The organism is Kribbella sp. NPDC002412 (assembly GCF_053592935.1).
This window is the reverse complement of sequence record NZ_JBSFBL010000060.1, coordinates 1-16,889: the sequence shown is the minus strand read 5'-3', so window position 1 is coordinate 16,889 and position 16,889 is coordinate 1. Positions and strand designations below refer to the sequence as shown.

General features: G+C 69.2%; 19 protein-coding genes and 1 pseudogene. 11 read left to right on the top strand and 9 right to left on the bottom strand.

Features of this window, described 5'->3' with window-relative positions; all coding sequences use genetic code 11:
* Positions 1-292: 292 nt before the first annotated feature.
* The gene (locus ACWCOV_RS34570; RefSeq protein WP_449833569.1) at positions 293-742 is read right to left on the bottom strand and encodes a hypothetical protein; all 450 of its coding nucleotides are present in this window, start codon (positions 740-742) and stop codon (positions 293-295) included.
* 98 nt (positions 743-840) lie between these two features.
* On the opposite strand from ACWCOV_RS34570, the pseudogene ACWCOV_RS34565 reads away from it, so the two are divergent.
* Positions 841-1,437, top strand: a pseudogene (locus ACWCOV_RS34565) (phosphotransferase enzyme family protein); the annotation flags it as partial.
* Positions 1,438-1,557: 120 nt separating this feature from the next.
* Here the strand turns inward: ACWCOV_RS34565 and ACWCOV_RS34560 are convergent.
* On the bottom strand, positions 1,558-2,745 hold the full coding sequence (locus ACWCOV_RS34560; RefSeq protein ID WP_449833568.1) for an MFS transporter: 1,188 nt from the start codon (positions 2,743-2,745) through the stop codon (positions 1,558-1,560).
* 85 nt (positions 2,746-2,830) lie between these two features.
* Between ACWCOV_RS34560 and ACWCOV_RS34555 the strand changes: the two genes are divergently transcribed.
* Positions 2,831-3,115: a hypothetical protein gene (locus ACWCOV_RS34555; protein ID WP_449833567.1), complete on the top strand. Its 285-nt coding sequence runs from the start codon at positions 2,831-2,833 to the stop codon at positions 3,113-3,115.
* Here the strand turns inward: ACWCOV_RS34555 and ACWCOV_RS34550 are convergent.
* Positions 3,104-3,922, bottom strand: coding sequence for a dihydrodipicolinate synthase family protein (locus ACWCOV_RS34550; RefSeq protein WP_449833566.1), 819 nt, complete (start codon positions 3,920-3,922; stop codon positions 3,104-3,106). The genes ACWCOV_RS34555 and ACWCOV_RS34550 overlap by 12 nt on opposite strands.
* Before the next feature lie 292 nt (positions 3,923-4,214).
* Here ACWCOV_RS34550 and ACWCOV_RS34545 point away from each other — a divergent pair, with 292 nt between their 5' ends.
* Both ACWCOV_RS34545 and ACWCOV_RS34540 read left to right on the top strand, forming a co-directional pair.
* Positions 4,215-4,469: a type II toxin-antitoxin system VapB family antitoxin gene (locus tag ACWCOV_RS34545; protein WP_449833565.1), complete on the top strand. Its 255-nt coding sequence runs from the start codon at positions 4,215-4,217 to the stop codon at positions 4,467-4,469.
* Entirely contained in the window at positions 4,466-4,876 is a 411-nt protein-coding gene (locus tag ACWCOV_RS34540) for a type II toxin-antitoxin system VapC family toxin (RefSeq protein WP_449833564.1), read from the top strand. The genes ACWCOV_RS34545 and ACWCOV_RS34540 overlap by 4 nt, the downstream gene beginning before the upstream one ends.
* A gap of 276 nt (positions 4,877-5,152) precedes the next feature.
* Here the strand turns inward: ACWCOV_RS34540 and ACWCOV_RS34535 are convergent, their stop codons facing one another.
* Both ACWCOV_RS34535 and ACWCOV_RS34530 read right to left on the bottom strand, forming a co-directional pair.
* The gene (locus ACWCOV_RS34535) at positions 5,153-5,797 is read right to left on the bottom strand and encodes a CBS domain-containing protein (protein WP_449833563.1); all 645 of its coding nucleotides are present in this window, start codon (positions 5,795-5,797) and stop codon (positions 5,153-5,155) included.
* Positions 5,798-5,860: 63 nt separating this feature from the next.
* On the bottom strand, positions 5,861-6,613 hold the full coding sequence (locus tag ACWCOV_RS34530; RefSeq protein ID WP_449833562.1) for a MerR family transcriptional regulator: 753 nt from the start codon (positions 6,611-6,613) through the stop codon (positions 5,861-5,863).
* Positions 6,614-6,696: 83 nt separating this feature from the next.
* Here ACWCOV_RS34530 and ACWCOV_RS34525 point away from each other — a divergent pair, with 83 nt between their 5' ends.
* Together ACWCOV_RS34525 and ACWCOV_RS34520 are read left to right on the top strand one after the other, a co-directional pair.
* Positions 6,697-8,520, top strand: coding sequence for a hypothetical protein (locus ACWCOV_RS34525; RefSeq protein WP_449833561.1), 1,824 nt, complete (start codon positions 6,697-6,699; stop codon positions 8,518-8,520).
* Positions 8,517-9,476: an alpha/beta fold hydrolase gene (locus tag ACWCOV_RS34520; protein WP_449833560.1), complete on the top strand. Its 960-nt coding sequence runs from the start codon at positions 8,517-8,519 to the stop codon at positions 9,474-9,476. Before ACWCOV_RS34525 ends, ACWCOV_RS34520 begins: the two co-directional genes overlap by 4 nt.
* A gap of 135 nt (positions 9,477-9,611) precedes the next feature.
* Here the strand turns inward: ACWCOV_RS34520 and ACWCOV_RS34515 are convergent, their stop codons facing one another.
* Complete coding sequence (locus ACWCOV_RS34515; protein WP_449833559.1) at positions 9,612-10,040, bottom strand: CHRD domain-containing protein; 429 nt, start codon at positions 10,038-10,040, stop codon at positions 9,612-9,614.
* 117 nt (positions 10,041-10,157) lie between these two features.
* Between ACWCOV_RS34515 and ACWCOV_RS34510 the strand changes: the two genes are divergently transcribed.
* Positions 10,158-11,306, top strand: coding sequence for a CaiB/BaiF CoA transferase family protein (locus ACWCOV_RS34510; protein ID WP_449833558.1), 1,149 nt, complete (start codon positions 10,158-10,160; stop codon positions 11,304-11,306).
* On the opposite strand, the gene ACWCOV_RS34505 is transcribed toward ACWCOV_RS34510, so the two are convergent.
* From ACWCOV_RS34505 to ACWCOV_RS34495, 3 genes are read right to left on the bottom strand one after another with little or no spacing between them, the layout of a single operon-like run.
* Positions 11,281-12,336: a LacI family DNA-binding transcriptional regulator gene (locus ACWCOV_RS34505; protein ID WP_449833557.1), complete on the bottom strand. Its 1,056-nt coding sequence runs from the start codon at positions 12,334-12,336 to the stop codon at positions 11,281-11,283. The genes ACWCOV_RS34510 and ACWCOV_RS34505 overlap by 26 nt on opposite strands.
* A 21-nt stretch (positions 12,337-12,357) precedes the next feature.
* On the bottom strand, positions 12,358-12,675 hold the full coding sequence (locus ACWCOV_RS34500) for a hypothetical protein (protein WP_449833556.1): 318 nt from the start codon (positions 12,673-12,675) through the stop codon (positions 12,358-12,360).
* A 4-nt stretch (positions 12,676-12,679) separates the two neighbouring features.
* A complete protein-coding gene (locus ACWCOV_RS34495; RefSeq protein WP_449833555.1) occupies positions 12,680-13,624 on the bottom strand; it encodes a DUF6772 family protein in 945 nt (314 codons plus the stop codon).
* 191 nt (positions 13,625-13,815) lie between these two features.
* On the opposite strand from ACWCOV_RS34495, the gene ACWCOV_RS34490 reads away from it, so the two are divergent.
* From ACWCOV_RS34490 to ACWCOV_RS34475, 4 genes are all read left to right on the top strand, one after another.
* Positions 13,816-14,505: a helix-turn-helix domain-containing protein gene (locus tag ACWCOV_RS34490; RefSeq protein WP_449833554.1), complete on the top strand. Its 690-nt coding sequence runs from the start codon at positions 13,816-13,818 to the stop codon at positions 14,503-14,505.
* Entirely contained in the window at positions 14,505-15,431 is a 927-nt protein-coding gene (gene nikB / locus ACWCOV_RS34485; RefSeq protein ID WP_449833553.1) for a nickel ABC transporter permease, read from the top strand. Before ACWCOV_RS34490 ends, nikB begins: the two co-directional genes overlap by 1 nt.
* A gap of 1 nt (position 15,432) precedes the next feature.
* Positions 15,433-16,320, top strand: a complete 888-nt coding sequence (locus ACWCOV_RS34480; RefSeq protein ID WP_449833552.1) for an ABC transporter permease — start codon at positions 15,433-15,435, stop codon at positions 16,318-16,320.
* Positions 16,320-16,889 (top strand): ABC transporter ATP-binding protein (locus tag ACWCOV_RS34475; RefSeq protein ID WP_449833551.1); only part of this gene is annotated, 570 nt, incomplete at its 3' end. The genes ACWCOV_RS34480 and ACWCOV_RS34475, both read left to right, overlap by 1 nt.

Below are 16,889 nucleotides of genomic sequence, written 5' to 3'. Positions count from 1 at the left end.
GGGTTTCTCGGGCGACTGGTCGGGTGGGATCAGAACGGCAGCGGCCGGCCTGACGGGGTACGAAGGTCGAGCGTCTTCGTGGTGCGGCGGGTTCGCAGTGGTCTGCGGCGAAGCTGGATCTGTCGGCTCATCGTTCCGGTCCTGCCTGTGCGGGGTGTTGTGCTTGGTTAGAACAACATCCCAAGTCCTTGGTTCGGACACATGCGGAAAATTACCGATATCGGTACCTACCCAGCCCTTAGCCACCGCTAGGGGACCTCTGAGGGTCCCGAGAGGGTCAAGTCGCCCCCGGCTACAGCTCGAAGCGACCGGTGACTCGGAGTGCGGCGTCCGCGTGGTGACGCCCAGTGGTGTGAGCGACGGCTTCGAGGATCAGGGGTACGTCGGCCGGCTCGAGATTCTTGAGCTCCTTACCGAGCGCAACGGCGTGCTTGACGCCGTCGGCCAGCGCGCACGCAAGCCGGAGGATGCTGCCCGCGGCAGGCGGCGCGTCGGTGTCCTTGGCTGTCGCTGTGACCGCGTCCCAGTCGATCGTCGCGATCGAGCAGATGGTGCCGTCGGGGCTCCAGCCCTGGTCGTCGGCGGTGATGCAGGTTGCTCGGAAGTCCGCTCGCTCCAGCCAGTAGCGGTGGGTGATCAGCAGCTCGACGCCGGCCTCGACGTTCTCCATGCCGGCCGCCCAGCAGCGCAGCATCGGCGCAAGTTGCTCCGGCGTCAGTGTGGAGGTGTCCAGCTCCGCCATTGCACGAGGTCCTCTCCTGCCCTCCGTGACCTCGGAACCCCCAGTTCCGCCCGCACCCCGGTACCCGCCGCTATGCGGAGCCGGGTGAGGATGGGCCGGTGGAGGAGTTGCTGAAGGCCTGGGGAGTCCGCGCGTCCGATGTTCGGGCGGCGGGGGAGGGGACGAACAACACGACCTTCTTCGTCGGGGACGAGTTCGTACTGCGGATCCACCGCAACACGACCGTCCCGGACTACGAGCACGCCGTACTGCGGGCGCTCGACGGTCTGTCCTTCGCGGTGCCGGTGCCGGTCATCGCCGACGACGGGTCGACCGTCGTACGGCGTGAGGTCGGCGGCGAGCTGCTCACGGCCAGTCTGAGTCGGCGGATCCGGGGAGAGCATCCGCGGCGCGGTGACGTCGTATAGTCCGAGGCTTGTGGCGCGGCGCCGGCCGAGCTGGACGAGGCCCTCGCCCGCCTCGACCCCCAGACGCTGCCGTCGCGGAACGAGTGGGACGGCGACCTGACCAAGGTGCACCCGCGGGTCCCCGACCCGAACGAGCTGATCGCGAGCCTGGACGGCGCCGTACGGCGGGCGCAGGTGCAGCGGATCTTCGCCGCCGTGCAGCCGCAGCGCGACCTGCCGCGGAGCATCATCCACGCCGACTTCTTCCCGACCAACGTGCTGATGGACGGTTCACGGGTCACGGCGATCCTCGACTTCGAGGTCAGGCCGAGCAGCGCGCCGTGCCCGAGCTCCAACTGTTGCGTGAGGCAACGAGCTTGGTGCACTGGTACGGCCGCCGCCCCGACGGACTCACCACCGCGGCCGACATCAGCGCACGAGCTGACCGCCTCCTGCAATTCGAGCTCGAACCACGAACGGCCGCGAGAGAATCGTGATCGCCAACGAAGTCGCGGCCAGGAGGGTGATCGTCACCGCGGTCGGTACCACCTGGGCGAGACCGCCCGCAATCGCGGCCCCGATGCCCTGCCAGGTCATCCGCCCGGCCGATTCCACGCCCTGTACCTGACCGCGGACGGCATCGGGCGTGAGCTCGAGCAACTGCTCCTGCAGCGGCAGGGTGGCGGCGTACCCGGCACTCGCCACGAACACGGCCGCGGCCGTCACCACGATCGGCGGCTCGAAGACGAACAACAGGTACGGCGCTGCCAGCAGCAACCGCAGTGCGAAAGCGCTGCGCCGCCGCTGCTCGCCGGTGAGCACTTGCCCGACGGTCAGGTCGCCGAGAAGCATCCCGGCCGATCCCGCGGCCAGCAGAATCCCGGCCTGCGCCGGGAGGTAGGAGACGAAGAGCGCGACACAGCCGACGATCAGCCCGTTCGGCACCCACAGATTCAGCAGCACCGCCCGGCGACCAGGCGATGAGAGCAGTACGACGTTCGTCGACCACGTCTGCCGCAGACCGGGCCGCGGTGTCAGCCGGATCGAATGCTCGCGAACGGTCGCAGCCACGACGACCAGCCCGACCCCGGTCAGTGCTGTGGCGACGACCAGCACGCCGGTCGGATCCAGCACCCGCAGGAGTACGGCGCCGACGGCGTACCCGAGGATCGCCATGCCGCCCGAGGTGATGTTCATCAGCGAACGCGCCAGCGCGTAGGACTCGGCCGGGACCACCTCGGCGAGCAACCCCAACCGCGTCCCGGTCCCGAGCGATTGGAAGAACCCGACCACGAGGAGCAGCACGAACCGGACGGCCAAGGGCAGCCCGGGAACCGCCTGCGCAGCCACGCCCAGCAGCGAGACGCCTTGCAGTACGACGAGGGTCCGCCGCGGCCGGTGCCCGTCGGCGACCGACATCAGCGTGAGCGCACCGAGCACGGTCGCGAACGTCGCGCCGTACATGCTGACGGCGGTCAGGAACGGCGATCCGGTCTGAGCGTTGATCAAGGTGGCGAGGGCAAACCCCCAGAGCGTGCTGGCGGCAACCAATAGCGTGAAGCTGCCGTAGAGCCCGGCGAACTCGCGATGACTGAGCAATGAGCGGTAGGAAGGCATGAAAAAGCCTCCGAACGCGTGATCCGAAGGCCGACAACGTCATTTTACTACATCGCGTGGTTTGCCCGATGGGCACCGGGCGGGCATGAGAGCCAAAGTGCTGAGTACGGTTCTGCTCGGGCTCCTGCTGATGGTGATGCCGGTGAGCGCGGCGGCGCAGCCGGTCGCCGACCCGACGCCGAGTCCGACGCTCGGCTCGACCGAGTCGCCGAACCCGAACCCGCCGGGCGCCCAGGACGCGGACCCGGACGACTACACCGGCACGATCTGGGTCGTGATCGGTGCGGCGGTCATCGTGGTGATCGTCGCCGGCGGAACCTTCCTCCTGTTCCGGAGCCGCCGTCGGCCGGAGGACGCGTCAAACCAGTAGCCGAGCCAACGCCGTACGGCGGTCGGCATCCGGTGGGTCGATCGCCATCCGGCAGCGTCCGCCGGGGAGGCCCTGGAGGTCCAGCAGGTGCTTGATGTTCGCGATACTGCCGTCGACCGTCTTCACCGCTGATTGCACGGCTGGCTGGGCGGCGTAGCCGGTGAGCAGTTGGGCGAACAGCGCGGGGAGTGCACCGGCGTTGCCGGACACGATTCCGGTGCCGCCGGCAACCATGACCTCGGGGAGCTCGGCGTCGTTGCCCGACCAGACCTCGAATCCGGGCGGAGTCGCTTGCGCATATGCCCGTACGACGTCCGTCCCGGCGCCGCTGACCTTCACACCGACGATGCCGTCGATCGTCGCGATCCTGGTCAGCAACGACGGCGGCACGACCGTCCCCGCCAGCGCCGTGAACACATAGACATACACGTCCGCACCGTCCGCCGCCGCGGCGCAGCGCTCGAAGTGCTCGACAACCCGCTCGGGCCCAGCCGGGACGAAGTACGGCGTGATGACCGCCAGCCGCTCGGCTCCCCGCCGCCGCGCCTCGGCCGTCAACCGGACCGCCTGCCGGGTCGTCGCCGCCCCGACATGAGCGATCACCCGCGACGGACCAGCCACCTCCAGGGCAGCCGAGATCACCTCGAGCCGCTCACCATCGTCCAGCGCCGGGAACTCCCCGTTGGTCCCCGCCACGAACACCGCCGGCACCCCACCCCCGATCACATGCTCGACCAACGCCCGCGCACCCCCGAGATCGACAGCTTCAGACCGGTCAAAGGGCGTGGTCAACGCAGCGGCGATCATGCCAAACATCCTAATGCAATCGTTTGCGGCTAGGTAAGACACGACGACAAAGGGGTAGATGGCAAGGACGCGGTCTTCGGCCGCGGCTGTTCTTGTGGCCGCATCCGGCGGCGCCGAGCCGGGTTTGTTGTCGGAGGTGTTCGGCGACGGGGACGTGGCGCCGGCAACGGCCTGCGGCCGCGGTTGTCTTTGGTCGCCTTCGGCAGCGCGCTGAGGCGGCGGCGTAGGAGAGCGCAACGCCGGACCTGCTCGGGGGTAGAATGCTACCCTGGCAGGGTAGAAAGGTGGATCGATGAGTCTGAACATCAAGAACGAGGACACGCATCAGCTTGTGCGTGAGCTGGCGCGCCTGACGGGACAGTCCCAGACGGCTGCGGTGGACACCGCGGTTCGGGAACGTCTTGCCCGGGTGCGGCGTCTTCGCGGTGCCGGCCTCGCCGATCGGTTGCTGGCGATCGGTGCAGACACAGCCCATCGTCTGCCTGAGTCCTTGCGCACCGCGGAGCATGGAGACCTGCTGTACGACGAGAGCGGGCTGCCTCGGTGATCATCGACACCTCCGCACTGATCGCGATCCTGCGGGCGGAGCCGGATGCGGCTGACTTCGCCCAAGCGATCGAAGCTGCTCCCTCGCGGCGGATTTCGGCGGCCAACTTCCTGGAGGCGGCAGTCGTGATGGACAGTGCTAGGGACCCGGTGGTGAGCCGCCGGTTCGATGAGCTCGTCGCCGCCGCGGAGATTCTGGTCGAGCCGGTCACCGAGGCGCAGGCCCGTACAGCACGAGAGGCATATCGCGACTTCGGCAAGGGCAGTGGTCATCCGGCTGGACTCAACTTCGGCGATTGCTTCGCCTACGCACTGGCCAAAGATGCGGGCGAACCATTGCTGTTCAAGGGGCAGGACTTCATCCACACCGATCTCGCATCCGCGCTCACAACTCCCGAGGCAGGCTGAAGCCGGCAACCTTCGGCGGCTCGCTGAGCCAAGTTGTCGTTGGAGGTGATCGGTGAGGGTGACGTTCTTCGGACAACCGAATGGACACCGCCTTGAGCTGGTTGCCATGACTCGCACTCGGTGTCCGTCGTGTGCGTACGACGAACGCACCGCCATTGGTGTCGCTGTCCGCGACGGGCGTGCATGCATTTGTTCCGCGCCGATCGCGTGGGTGTGTGTGGTCGGTTGCGGCTCAAAAGATCTGTCGCCGCCGAAGACGGTGTCCGTTGCCCGTGCTCAGAAGCCGGTGATGGCGAGGTCGTCCAGGTCGTAGGTGAGGTTGTTGTGGACGGCGACCACGCCGGGGAGGTGGGCGACGGCGTAGCCGGCGTGTTCGGCGCGGCTGCGGAAGGTTAGGGACCCGTCCAGGACGACGACGCCGTGGTCGACCTGGATGGTGACCGGGGCCGGGGTCCGGGCGGGACGTTGGGTGTGTGGCAGGAGCAGCTCCTGGATCTCGGCTGCCAGGCTTTGGTCGGATCGTTGGTAGACGCTGAGCAGCTCACGCGCGGTCAGTACGCCGATCAGCCGCATGTCCTGGTCGACGACGCAGAGCAGGGGCTGCGTCGACGCGGCCAGCTGGGCTGCTGCTCGGCCGATCGGCGTGTCGCTATAGACCGCCGGAGCGGGCTGCATCAGCTCGCCCGCTGTTCGGGCTGCGGCCTGATGCCAACGAGCGCGTGCCTTGGCGCCGCCCAGGAGCGGCCGTGCGTCGTTGCCGCCGTGGAACTCCAGCTTCGCGACCAGAGCCTCGCCGGTCACCAGACCGACAGGATGGCCGTCGTCCACCACCGGCACTGCCCCAGCGTCACTGGCCAGCAACGCACAGACAACGTCCTTGAACACGGTCTCCCGTCGCACCGCTGCCACGGTGCGATTCATGACCCCCGCAACCCGAAGCTCCCCCATACCGCACACCCCTCAAGCACTTCGAGCGTACTCGCGCTACCCGGTGGAGGGGAGGGCCGATTTGGGGTCGAGTCCCAGCTCTTCGTAGGCGACGACCTCGATCTCGCGGGCCATCGCCTCGCGGAACGCGGCGACCAGGGCCTGGCCGGCCAGCGGGATGATGTTCTCGAGCGTGCGCTGGATCTCCGGCCAGCCCTCGGCGGGCAGGCCGGCGTCGGCGAACTCGCGCCACACGGTGCTGCGGAACAGCTCGACGTAGATCTTGGCGACCGCGTCGGCCTGGGTGAACAGCTTCGGCAGCATGTCGAAGATCGCCTGCATCGGGACGCCGAGCTTGATCACCTCGAGCCCGGTGCGGAGCAGGTCCGGGTTCGGGATCCGGAGCCGGCCGTCCTCCTGGCGCTCGGCGATCCCGAGCTCGACCAGCCGCGCGATCACCGCGGGGTCGTGCGGCACGCCCGCGCGCTCGGCCAGCTGGAACTCGTCCAGCACCTCAGGCTCCGCCGGGGTCCACGGGTTCACCAGCGTCTCGAACACGCCCAGCGCGAGCGCGCCGTCCGGCAGCTCGCTCATCATCCGCTCGACTGCGGCCAGCGTGTAGCCCTTGCCGAGCAGCTCGCGGACCAGCGTCAACCGCGCCACGTGGTCGGCGCCGTAGTATCCGGTCCGGCCGACCAGCCGGGGTGGCGGGATCAGGCCCCGTCCGGCGTACGCCCGCACGTTGCGGACCGTCATGCCCACCTTGGCGGCGAGCTGGTCGACGGTGAGCTCCTCGTCTCGTGCTTCCACGCTTGACAGTCTTCCAGACTCGACGTTACATAGGAGATGTAACATCGAGCATGGTGCATAGCCAATGTGAAGGAGCACCCCTGATGGCGATCCCGTTGGCGACCACCGGTACGGCGACGTTCGACCAGATCGCGATCGTCACCGGACTCGTCTCGTTGCTGTACGTCGCACTCGCCGTCCTGCTGTGGCGGGAACGGACCGGACGCGTCACGCTGGTAGGACGGCTTGCGGACACCATCGGGAGACTGGACGGAGTCCCCCGATGGGCCGCGCTGACGCCGTACCTGCACGCGATCTCGCTGCTCGCCTGTGCCTTCGGCGTGTGGTGGGACATCGCGGTGCACATCGCCCGCGGCCGCGACACCGGCCCGTTCGGCACACCGGCGCACTACCCGATCTTCTTCGGCATCCTCGGCGTGATCGTGTCCGGCGTACTGCCGATCGCGCTCGCCCGCAAGCCGCTGCCGGCCCGCACACTGAGGCTGACCAAGGGCTGGCGGATCCCGTGCAGCGCCGCGCTGGTCACCGTGTGCGGCACGTTCGCCCTGGTCGGTTTTCCGATGGACGACGTCTGGCACCGGCTGTTCGGCGAGGACGTCACGCTGTGGGGCCCGACGCACCTGCTGATGATCGGCGGCGTCGTGCTGTCGATCTTCGCCCGCCTGCTGGCCATCGCCGAGGTCGAGCAGTTGATGGGGCCGAACAAGCGCCGCCTTTTCCAGGAGCTCGTCTCGGTCGGCGCGCTGCTGATCGCGTGGGACCTGTTCAGCACCGAGTTCAACTACGGCGTGCCGCAGTTCCCGCTGATCCTGCACCCGATCCTGATCGCCTTCGGCGCCGCGCTCGCGTTCACTGTGCTGCGCGCCCGGCGCGGCCCGGGTACGACGTTCGCCGCGCTGGCGGTCTACCTTGTCATCCGCGGCGGGATCGCCTGGGCGGTGGACCAGCCGCTCGGCGGCATTCTCGGTCACTTCCCGCTGCTGATCGTCGAGGCGGTCCTGGTCGAGGCCGTCGCGCTTGCCCTGGGCAACAAGAACCGCTTCCGCCTCGGGATCGTCGCCGGCGCCTTGATCGGCTCGGTCGGCGTGGTCGCGGAGTACACCTGGAGCCACGTCTGGATGCCGATCCCGTGGCCGTCGTCGATGCTCCCGTCCGCGATCGGGTACGGCGTGGCGGCCGGCATCGGAGCCGGGATGGTCGGAGCTTGGCTCGCCACCCGGTACGCCGAAGTCGCCGGCGAAGAGCATGCGACGGGGATCCGGAACGTGCGCCCGGCCGCGGTCCGCCGTACGCATCAACTCGGGGCCGTCGGGCTGGCCGTCGTCCTGGGGACTGTGTTCTTCTGCGTGCCGCGGTCGGCTGATCCGGGTGTGTCCGCGACCGTGTCGTTGGAGCGGGTGGCCACGGGGGCCGAGCCGACGGCGTACGTCACGGTCGAGCTGGAGCCGGCCGACGCCGCCGAGGGTGCGCGCTGGTTCGAGGCGATGGCGTGGCAGGGCGGCGGGTTCGTCACGCACCGGATGACGAAGGTTGCTGACGGCACCTACCGGTCGACGGACGCGTTGCCGATGTACGGCAAGTGGAAGTCGATGATCCGGCTGCACCAGGGGCAGCGCGACCTGGTGTCGATGTGGGTGTACGCGCCGGCGGACGCCGCGATCGAGAAGCCGGCCGTGCAGGTCTCGGACGGCCAGACCGTCGAGTTCATCGACGAGCAGCAGGTGTTGCGGCGCGAGGAACGAACGGACGTGCCACGATGGATGTGGAACGGCGGCTACGCCCTGCTCGGCGTGGTCGGCCTGCTGGAGATCGCCGGGATCGCCTGGCTGGTCGGACGGGGCGCCCGCGGTGGCCGCCTGCGCTCCGCCCACCTCGCGGCCGGCGAACGGGAACGGGAGACTGCGTGACGATCCAGGCGGAACGGTCGGACGTGACCACGACCGACGGGCTCAGGCTGAACGTCGAGACGACCGGACCGGAGGACGCGCCGGTGACGGTCCTGCTCGTCCACGGCTGGACTTGCTCGACGCGGTCCTGGCACAACCAGGTCGAGGCGCTTCCACAGATCCTCGGGAAGGACGCCGTACGCGTGGTCACCTACGACCACCGCGGTCACGGCCGGTCGGACGCGGCGCCGGTCGGGTCGACGCGGATCGAGCAGCTGGCCGACGACCTCATGACCGTGCTGGACACGGTGGTCGGCGATGGCCCGGTCGTGTACGCCGGTCATTCGATGGGCGGGATGACGTTGATGGAGCTCGCGGACCAGCGCCCCGAGGTGTTCGGCTCCCGGATCAAGGCCGCGGCGTTGGTCAGTACGACGTCCGGCCAGGCCTCCTCTGGAGCGTTGGGCATCCCCAAGCGGTTCGACACGGCCGCCGTGGCCTTCGCGCCGCGGGCGGTGAACCTCGTCGGTGCGCGGGTCGAGCGCAAGGCGCTCCGCGCGGCTCAGGTCACCGCGGCGCGGAGCCGGCGGGCGTTCGAGTTGGCCGCCGCTCGGTTGCAGCGGCCGGCGCTCCGCCAGATGGTGTTCGGCAAGAAGGTGGATCCCGCCGAGGTGGACCTGTTTCTGGCGGATCTGGCCGTCGTGCCGGGACCGTCGTACGGCGGCTTCTTCGAGTCGATCCTGCAGCACGATCGCGGTCACGCGCTCAAGGTGCTTGCCGAGCTCCCGGTCGAGATCATGCACGGCACCCGCGACCGCCTGCTGCCACCGCGGCACGCCAACCGGATGGCGGCAGAGCTCCCCACCGCGCGCCTGTGGATGTACCCGGGCGCCGGCCACATGCTGATGCAGGAACGCCCCCGCGACGTCACCCACCGCCTCGCGTCCTTGGTCCGCAAGGTCAAGCCCTGGAGGTGACCCGGCGCAGGTGCGCTGTGCTCACGCGAACGATCAGTGCGATCCTGGCGTTTGTCCTGAGGGCGGTTTCTCCGTCCAGGCGACCTACGACCTGTCCATCAGAGGCACCCGTCGGCGGGGCGGCTGACTGAACGGTTACTTCAGCTGGCCACGGATGGCGCCGGCCGGGTAGGTCGCGTTGTGCACGTTGACGTAGTAGTTCTTCGGATCGGCGCTGATCGCGGCGGCCAGGTCGGCCGAGATGGTCCGGCAGCCGGATGTGTCGGGGCCGGGGACTCCGTCGGCGTTCAGGTCGATGACGATGTTTCCGGCGAAGGCCACATGGCGGGCTCCGACGTGCACGTGCGCGGCGGTCGGCGTTTCGATGTCCTGCCAGCTCAGAGTCCAGCAGAATGTCGTCCCTTCCAGGGTGTAGGTGAAGAAGCCGTGGCCGTCCGGATCGGCGGCTTGGGTCTCCTGACCGCCGCTCAGCGGTATCGCGGGCGCCGCGGCCGCGCTCGGGAGGCCGAGTCCCGCGGCCGCGAGGATGGTGGCTGTTGCGACGATGCTCGTACGTGCTGACATGGTTCCCCTCCTGGAATGAGGCTCCCTCACTCGGTACACGTATCAGAACCCGGATCGGTTCAACACAGCGAGAACCGCGTCACAGCCGGGCGGGCGGGACTCGCCTAGGGTGACGGCGTGCAGAATCTCCTGTCTGATGTGGTGGTCGTCGATCTGACCCGGGCGCTGGCCGGGCCGCACGCCGCGATGATGCTGGGTGATCTCGGCGCGCGGGTCATCAAGGTGGAGACCCCTGCGGGCGGTGACGACAGCCGGGGCTGGGGACCGCCGTTCGTCGAGGGCGAGTCGACGTACTATCTGTCGGCCAACCGGAACAAGGAGTCGGTGACGGCCGACCTGAAGTCGGACGACGGCAAGGACTTCCTGACCAAGCTGGTCCGGCGGGCCGACGTGCTGATCGAGAACTTCCGGCCCGGGGTGCTGGACCGGCTCGGGTTCTCGACCGAGCGGCTGCACGAGCTCAACCCAGGTCTGGTGATCCTGTCGATCACCGGGTTCGGCCACGACGGGCCGGACGGCGGCCGGGCCGGGTACGACCAGATCGCGCAGGGCGAGGGTGGCCTGATGAGCATCACCGGCGCGACCGAGCCGACGAAGGTCGGCGTGCCGATCGCGGACCTGCTGGCCGGGATGTACGGCGCCTACGGTGCGCTGGCCGCGTTGCACGAGCGGTCGATCACCGGCAAGGGTCGCGTGGTCCGGACCAGTCTGCTGGCCTCGGTGGTCGGGGTGCACGCGTTCCACGGGACGAAGTGGACGGTCGCGGGCGAACTGCCCGAGCGGGTCGGCAACCACCATGCCCAGATCGCGCCGTACGGGCTGTACCGGACCAAGGACGACATCGTCCAGGTCGCGGTCGGCAGTGAGGGCCAGTGGCGGACGTTCGCGCCGATCGTCGGGCTGGACCCGGCGGACGAGCGGTTCGCGGTGAACGCATCCAGGGTCGCGCACCGGTCCGAGCTCACGGCCTCGATCGAGGCCGCCTTCGCCACCGAGTCGGCGGACGTGTGGCTGGAAAGGCTTGCGGAGAAGGGGATTCCGGCCGGGAAGGTGCGTGACTTCCAGCAGGTCTACGAGTGGGAGCAGACGCTGTCGCAGGGCCTGCTGATCGATGTCGAGCACCCGACGCTCGGCAAGATCCAGCTGCCCGGCCCGCCGCTGCGCTTCGACGACCAGCCGTACGCCGGTGCCCGGGAGACCAACCTGCCGCCGCCACGATTGGGCGAGCACAACGAGTCGGTCAGAGCCTGGCTGGAGTCAGACTAGAAGACGCCCGTACGACGAGCTCCGGCCGGATCAGCGTCTTCCGCGGCCGTTCGGAGCCGCCGCTCTTCAGCCTCTGCATGAGCAGGTCGACGGCTGTGGTGCCGACCTCGGCGGCGGGGAGGCGGACGGTGGTGAGGGGTGTTTGCAGGTAGGCCGCGTACGGGTGGTCGCCGTACCCGGTGATCGCGACGTCGTCGGGGACGGCGAGACCGTGCTCGGCCAGCAGGCGGAGGAGGCCGAGGGCGAAGTAGTCGTTGCCGGTCACGATCGCGTCCGGATGACCATCACTCAGGAGGGTCTGGGCGAAGCGGTACGCCTCTTCCGGCTGCCAGGGGAGGGCGAGCGAGTCGTAGCGCTTGGTCGGGACGGCCCGGATCATGTCATCGGCGACCTTCAGGCCGGCGTCGGCCATCGCGCGGCGGAAGCCGGCCACCCGGTCAGCCGTGGTGGTGATCGGCAGGTCCTCCTCCAGCACGAGCAGCCGGCGGGCGCCGCCCGCGATCAGATGGCTGGTCGCCTCGTAGGCGCCGCGCTCGTTGTCGACCCCGACCATGTCGCAGTCGAGCTCGGGCACGTCACGGTTGACGAACACCAGCGGGATGCCGGTGTCGCGGACCCGGCGCCAGTGGTCCCACTCGGCTTGCACCGGCACGACCACGGCGCCGTCGACCGCGGACCGCAGCAACGCCTCGGTGGCGCGCTGCTCGTTCTCGGCTGACTCGTCGGTGACGAGCAGCAGCAGCGAGTACCCCTGGGCGCGGACCCGGAGCTCGATGCTGCTGATCAGCTGCGCGTAGAACGGGTTGGAGGGGTTGGTGATGACGAGGCCGAGCGTCATGGCCGAGCCGAGCACGAGCGACCGGGCCAGCGTGTTCGGCACGTAGCCGATCCGGGCCGCCTCGGCCTGCACGGCCGCGCGCGTCTTCGCACTGACGCTGTCCTTGTCGCCGAGCGCGCGCGACACCGTGTTCACCGACAGCCCGAGAGCCGTCGCGATGTCCCGCAACGTCGCCCGCCGCGCCTCTGTCATCCGCTAACCCCCAGTACGACCTTAAGCCTTCACGGCCAGGTGGATCCGCACCTGGACGGAGCCCTCGACCTTAGCGCGCAGCCGCAGCCAGTGGCCGAAGCCGGTGACCGGCCAGCTGATCAGCTCGCCTGGCTCGACCACGTGCTCGAAGTCGTCCAGGTCGCACCAGGTGATGCCGTCCGGTGAGACCTGGGTGACGTAGGTCGCCGTACCCTCGCCGCCGACGTGCTGGACGAACCAGCGAGCCTCGCCGGCCCAGGCGACCTCGTACGGCTCGGTGGCGAACCGGTTCTCGAAGGTGGTGTCGCGTTCCAGCACCGCCGTCATGGACTGTCGCATGGGCCTACCAATCAACCGAGATGAGGACGGAGTCGAGGAACAGGAAGTTCCGGACCTGGGAGTGGGTGCGCACCGAGAAGTAGAAGTTCAGCAGGTTCTCCAGCGTCTCGTAGCGCTCCTCGTACGGCGGCACCGGCACGTCGCGCATGTCCATCACCCGGTCGTTGACCTGGAGCTCCACGTTGCGGCGCTTGTCGGTGTCGACCAGCCAGCGCAGGTAGTGCCAGTTCACCTTGGTCGGGACCTCGTTGTAGCAGAGCTCCTGCGGCTCGCCGAACGGCTTCCAGTCCTCCGGGTTCGGCGCGGTGAAGTCGGCGGCGTACTCGAGCTTCACCTTGCCCTCGAAGTGCTCGCGCGGCGTCGGCTCGGGGACCATCGGCGCCACCCACTGCCGGGTGAAGTGGTTGTCCATGTCGGTGTTCTGGTACCGCGCGACCGTGTGGTAGCGCAGGCCGCCGTCACCGCACAGGTCGGTCGCGACGGTGAACGCGCCGAACTGCGCCTCGGACGGGTGGGTGTTGCCGTCCCACTGCACGTCGCCGAAGCTGTCCAGCTCGGCGCCGCCGCCGAGGGTCGCCTCGGACTTGAACGCGAAGTACGTCTCCAGCTGCACCAGGCCGCGGCCGCTCATCGTGAGCCGGCGGATGGCCACCGCGGTGTGGCCCTTGTGCGGCCGGGTGGCGAGCTTCAGCGCGTAGGTGCCGCTGAGGGCGCCGTGGGTGCCGATGTCGAAGAAGTTGCAGGCCGACAGCTGTGGCGGCCGGAAGTCGCGCATGTGGTCGTCGACCGTGCTGAGGTCGCCGCGGCCGTTGTAGTTGCCGAGCAACTCGCACCAGCCGTGCGTCCCGCTGTCGAACTCGTCGAACGCCAGGATGCGCGGCAACGGCGAGAACTTGGACAGACGGGGATCGGCGGCCAGCAGCGCGGCGCGCACGTCGGATGTCGTCACGCAAAGCCTCCCAGGGCGGATGAGGTGGATGGTCTGTGAAGTTAACGTTCACGGGAATTGGCCGTCAATCGGCCGTTTCGCCCTGAGCAACGCCGGTCTATTGACACGTAAATAACACGCTTCTACGGTGCATTAACGCTACCGTTAACGTTCACGGTGGCTCCTTGCTTTCCGCCTGAAACGAGGTCGCCATGCAGTCGCTGAGCCGCGCCCTGACCGTGCTGGCCGAGCTGAACCGCGAAGACCGGGCGTACGGCGTGACCGAGCTGGCCGTCACCGTGGGCCTGCACAAGAGCACCGTGCACCGGATCCTCGCCACGTTCTGCGAACACGGCCTGGCCAACCGCGTCGACGACCACCGGTACACCGCCGTCGACGGGCTGGCGGCGTTGCGACGTACGACGGAACGCCGTACCGGATCGTCGTTGGCCGACCTCGGCGGCCGCCTTGGCCGACTGGTCGTCCTCGCGAAGCCGCTGCCGAAGAGCGCGGGGACGGTGCTGCAGGTCGCCGCGGTCGCAGGCGCCGGTGGCTCGCACAGTGGCGGGCTCGGCGGCGCCGGCGGGTCGCCCGGCACTTTCCCCGTCCAGCCGGGGCACGCCGTGTCGCTCCGGCAGAGCGCCCTCGGTCGCGCCTACTTGTCCGCGCTTCCTACTGACCAGGTCACCGGCACACCGGATCTGCTCGACGCGTTGCAGCGCGTCCGGGTGAGTGGCTTCGCGCACAACGCCCGGCCGGTGGCGTCCCTGCCGCGGATGGTCGCCGTACCGGTGCTGGACAACGCGGGGCGGTGCGCGGGTGCGCTCGGTGCGGAGCTGATCCAGGCCGGTTCGATCGAGGAGGTACGGCGCGTGGTGTCGGTACTGCGGAGCGGCGTCTGATGGGGGCGTACGTCGTCCGGCGGGTGTTCTTCTCGCTGTTCGTGCTGTGGGGCGCGGTGACGATCATCTTCGTCGTCCTGCGACTGGTCCCCGGCGACCCGGCGTACATCATGCTCGGGCCCGACGCGGACCAGGCTCAGGTGGACGCGCTGCGGGCACAGCTCGGGCTCGACCACTCGCTGATCCAGCAGTACGCGACGTACCTGGCGAACGTCGTGCACCTGGACTTCGGGCAGTCGTTCCGGCTGAACGCGGACTCGATGAGCCTTGTCCTGCAACGGGTTCCGGCCACGATCCAGCTGGCCACCACCGCGCTGCTGCTGTCGCTGCTGATCGGGCTGCCGCTCGGTGTGATCGCGGCGCTGCGAGCGCACAGCTGGGTGGATCGGTCGATCTCCGTCTTCTCGCTGATGGGGCAGTCGACGCCGTCGTTCTGGCTCGGGATCGTGCTGATCCTGGTGTTCGCGCGGGGTCTGCACATGTTCCCGAGCGCGGGCTCGGGGACGTGGTCGCACCTCGTGCTGCCGACGATCACGCTGGCGCTGCCCTTCCTGGCGATCCTGGTGCGGCTCACCCGTAGCGGCCTGCTCGAGGTCGTGCACGAGGGCTACGTGCAGACCGCGCGGGCCAAGGGGCTCGGCGAGGGGATCGTGATCCTCGTCCACGCTCTGCGCAACGCGCTGATCCCGATCGTGACCGTGGTCGGCCTGCAGTTCGGCGCCTTGCTCGGCGGGACCGTGATCGTCGAGACCGTGTTCGCCTGGCCCGGCGTCGGGCGGCTGCTGATCGACTCGATCGGGCGTCGCGACTACGGCGTCGTCCAGGCCTCGATCTTGCTGGTGGCAACCATCTTCGTGGTGATCAATCTGCTCGTGGACCTGCTCTACGGCTTCCTGGACCCGCGGGTCCGTCTGGAGGGTGACTGAAGTGGCGGTCGACGTGACGACAGCGACGCTCCCGGTCGTGCGCAGCCGGCGCCGTACCCGGGCCGGCTCGGCGCGGATCCGGTTCGGTCTCGCGGTGATCGCGGTGTACGTCGTGGCCGCGATCATCGGGCCGTGGCTGGTCCGGTACAACCCGGTCGACACCCGGACGGCCGACCGGTTGCGGTCGCCGTTCAGCCGGCTGTCCGACGGGTCGTTCGCGATCTTCGGCACCGACCAGGTCGGCCAGGACCTGCTCGCCCAGATGTTGCAGGGGGCAAGGATCTCGATCGCGGTCGGGCTGGCGACGCTGGTGCTGGCCGGCGCCATCGGCGTGACGGTCGGGCTGGCGGCCGGGTACTTCGGCGGCTGGCTGGACGGTGTGCTGATGCGGCTGGCCGACATCCAGCTGGCGTTCCCCTCGATCCTGCTGGCGATCTTCATCGCCGCGCTGCTCGGTCCCTCGGTGGTGAACGTGGTGATCGTGCTCGCGGTGTCGAACTGGGTCACGTTCGCCCGGGTGGCGCGGGGTCAGGCGCTGGCGACGCGGCGGCGCGAGTTCGTCGACGCGTCGCGGACGCTGGGGGCGGGGACGTGGCGGTTGATCTCGCGGTGCGTGCTGCCCGCGTGCATCGCGCCGGTGCTGGTGGTGGCGACGGTCGAGATCGGGCACGTGATCCTGGCCGAGGCCTCGTTGAGCTTCCTCGGGCTGGGCACGCCGGCCAGTACGCCGAGCTGGGGCGTGACGATCGCGAACGGGCGCAACTACCTGGCCGACGCGTGGTGGATCTCGACCATCCCCGGGATCGCGCTCGCCTTCCTCGTGGTCTCGCTCGGCGTCTTAGGCGACGCGTTGCGCGACCGCTACGACCCGCGGTTGAGGAGTCTGTGATGAGTCTGCTGAGTGTCCGCGACCTGCGGGTCGAGTTCGCCACGTCGGGCGGAGTGGTGAAGGCGGTCGACGGTGCGTCCTTCGAGGTCGCTGCCGGTGAAACCGTTGCGCTCCTGGGGGAGTCAGGGAGTGGAAAGAGCGTCACCGCGCAGGCCGTGATGGGGATCGTGCCGCGGCCCGCGGGCCGGGTGGTTGGTGGGACCGTCTCGTACGACGGCCGGGATCTCCTTGCACCTGGTACGGCGAAGGGCCTGCGTGGACGCGAGATCGCGATGGTGTTCCAGGACCCGCTGAGCTCGCTGAACCCGGTGTTCCGGGTCGGGGCGCAGATCGGGGAGATGTTCCGGCGGCACCGGGGTGCGTCCCGGCGGGAGGCCCGGGCGGCCGCGCTGGACCTGATGAAGCGGGTCGGGATCCCGGCGGCGTCGAAGCGGCTGGACGACTACCCGCACCAGTTCTCCGGCGGGATGCGGCAGCGGGTGATGATCGCGATGGCGCTCGCGTTGTCGCCGCGGCTGCTGATCGCGGACGAGCCGACGACCGCGCTCGACGTCACCGTGCAGGCGCAG

Excerpts from the sequence above, each read along its gene's own strand:
- ACWCOV_RS34555 (WP_449833567.1), top strand. The coding sequence starts at position 2,831 with ATGAGAGCCAAAGTGCTGAGTACGGTTCTGCTCGGGCTCCTGCTGATG.
- nikB (WP_449833553.1), top strand. The coding sequence starts at position 14,505 with ATGGGGGCGTACGTCGTCCGGCGGGTGTTCTTCTCGCTGTTCGTGCTG.
- ACWCOV_RS34560 (WP_449833568.1), bottom strand. The coding sequence starts at position 2,745 with ATGCCTTCCTACCGCTCATTGCTCAGTCATCGCGAGTTCGCCGGGCTC.
- ACWCOV_RS34525 (WP_449833561.1), top strand. The coding sequence starts at position 6,697 with ATGGCGATCCCGTTGGCGACCACCGGTACGGCGACGTTCGACCAGATC.
- ACWCOV_RS34545 (WP_449833565.1), top strand. The coding sequence starts at position 4,215 with ATGAGTCTGAACATCAAGAACGAGGACACGCATCAGCTTGTGCGTGAG.
- ACWCOV_RS34515 (WP_449833559.1), bottom strand. The coding sequence starts at position 10,040 with ATGTCAGCACGTACGAGCATCGTCGCAACAGCCACCATCCTCGCGGCC.
- ACWCOV_RS34535 (WP_449833563.1), bottom strand. The coding sequence starts at position 5,797 with ATGAATCGCACCGTGGCAGCGGTGCGACGGGAGACCGTGTTCAAGGAC.
- ACWCOV_RS34550 (WP_449833566.1), bottom strand. The coding sequence starts at position 3,922 with ATGATCGCCGCTGCGTTGACCACGCCCTTTGACCGGTCTGAAGCTGTC.
- ACWCOV_RS34500 (WP_449833556.1), bottom strand. The coding sequence starts at position 12,675 with ATGCGACAGTCCATGACGGCGGTGCTGGAACGCGACACCACCTTCGAG.
- ACWCOV_RS34570 (WP_449833569.1), bottom strand. The coding sequence starts at position 742 with ATGGCGGAGCTGGACACCTCCACACTGACGCCGGAGCAACTTGCGCCG.
- ACWCOV_RS34505 (WP_449833557.1), bottom strand. The coding sequence starts at position 12,336 with ATGACAGAGGCGCGGCGGGCGACGTTGCGGGACATCGCGACGGCTCTC.
- ACWCOV_RS34490 (WP_449833554.1), top strand. The coding sequence starts at position 13,816 with ATGCAGTCGCTGAGCCGCGCCCTGACCGTGCTGGCCGAGCTGAACCGC.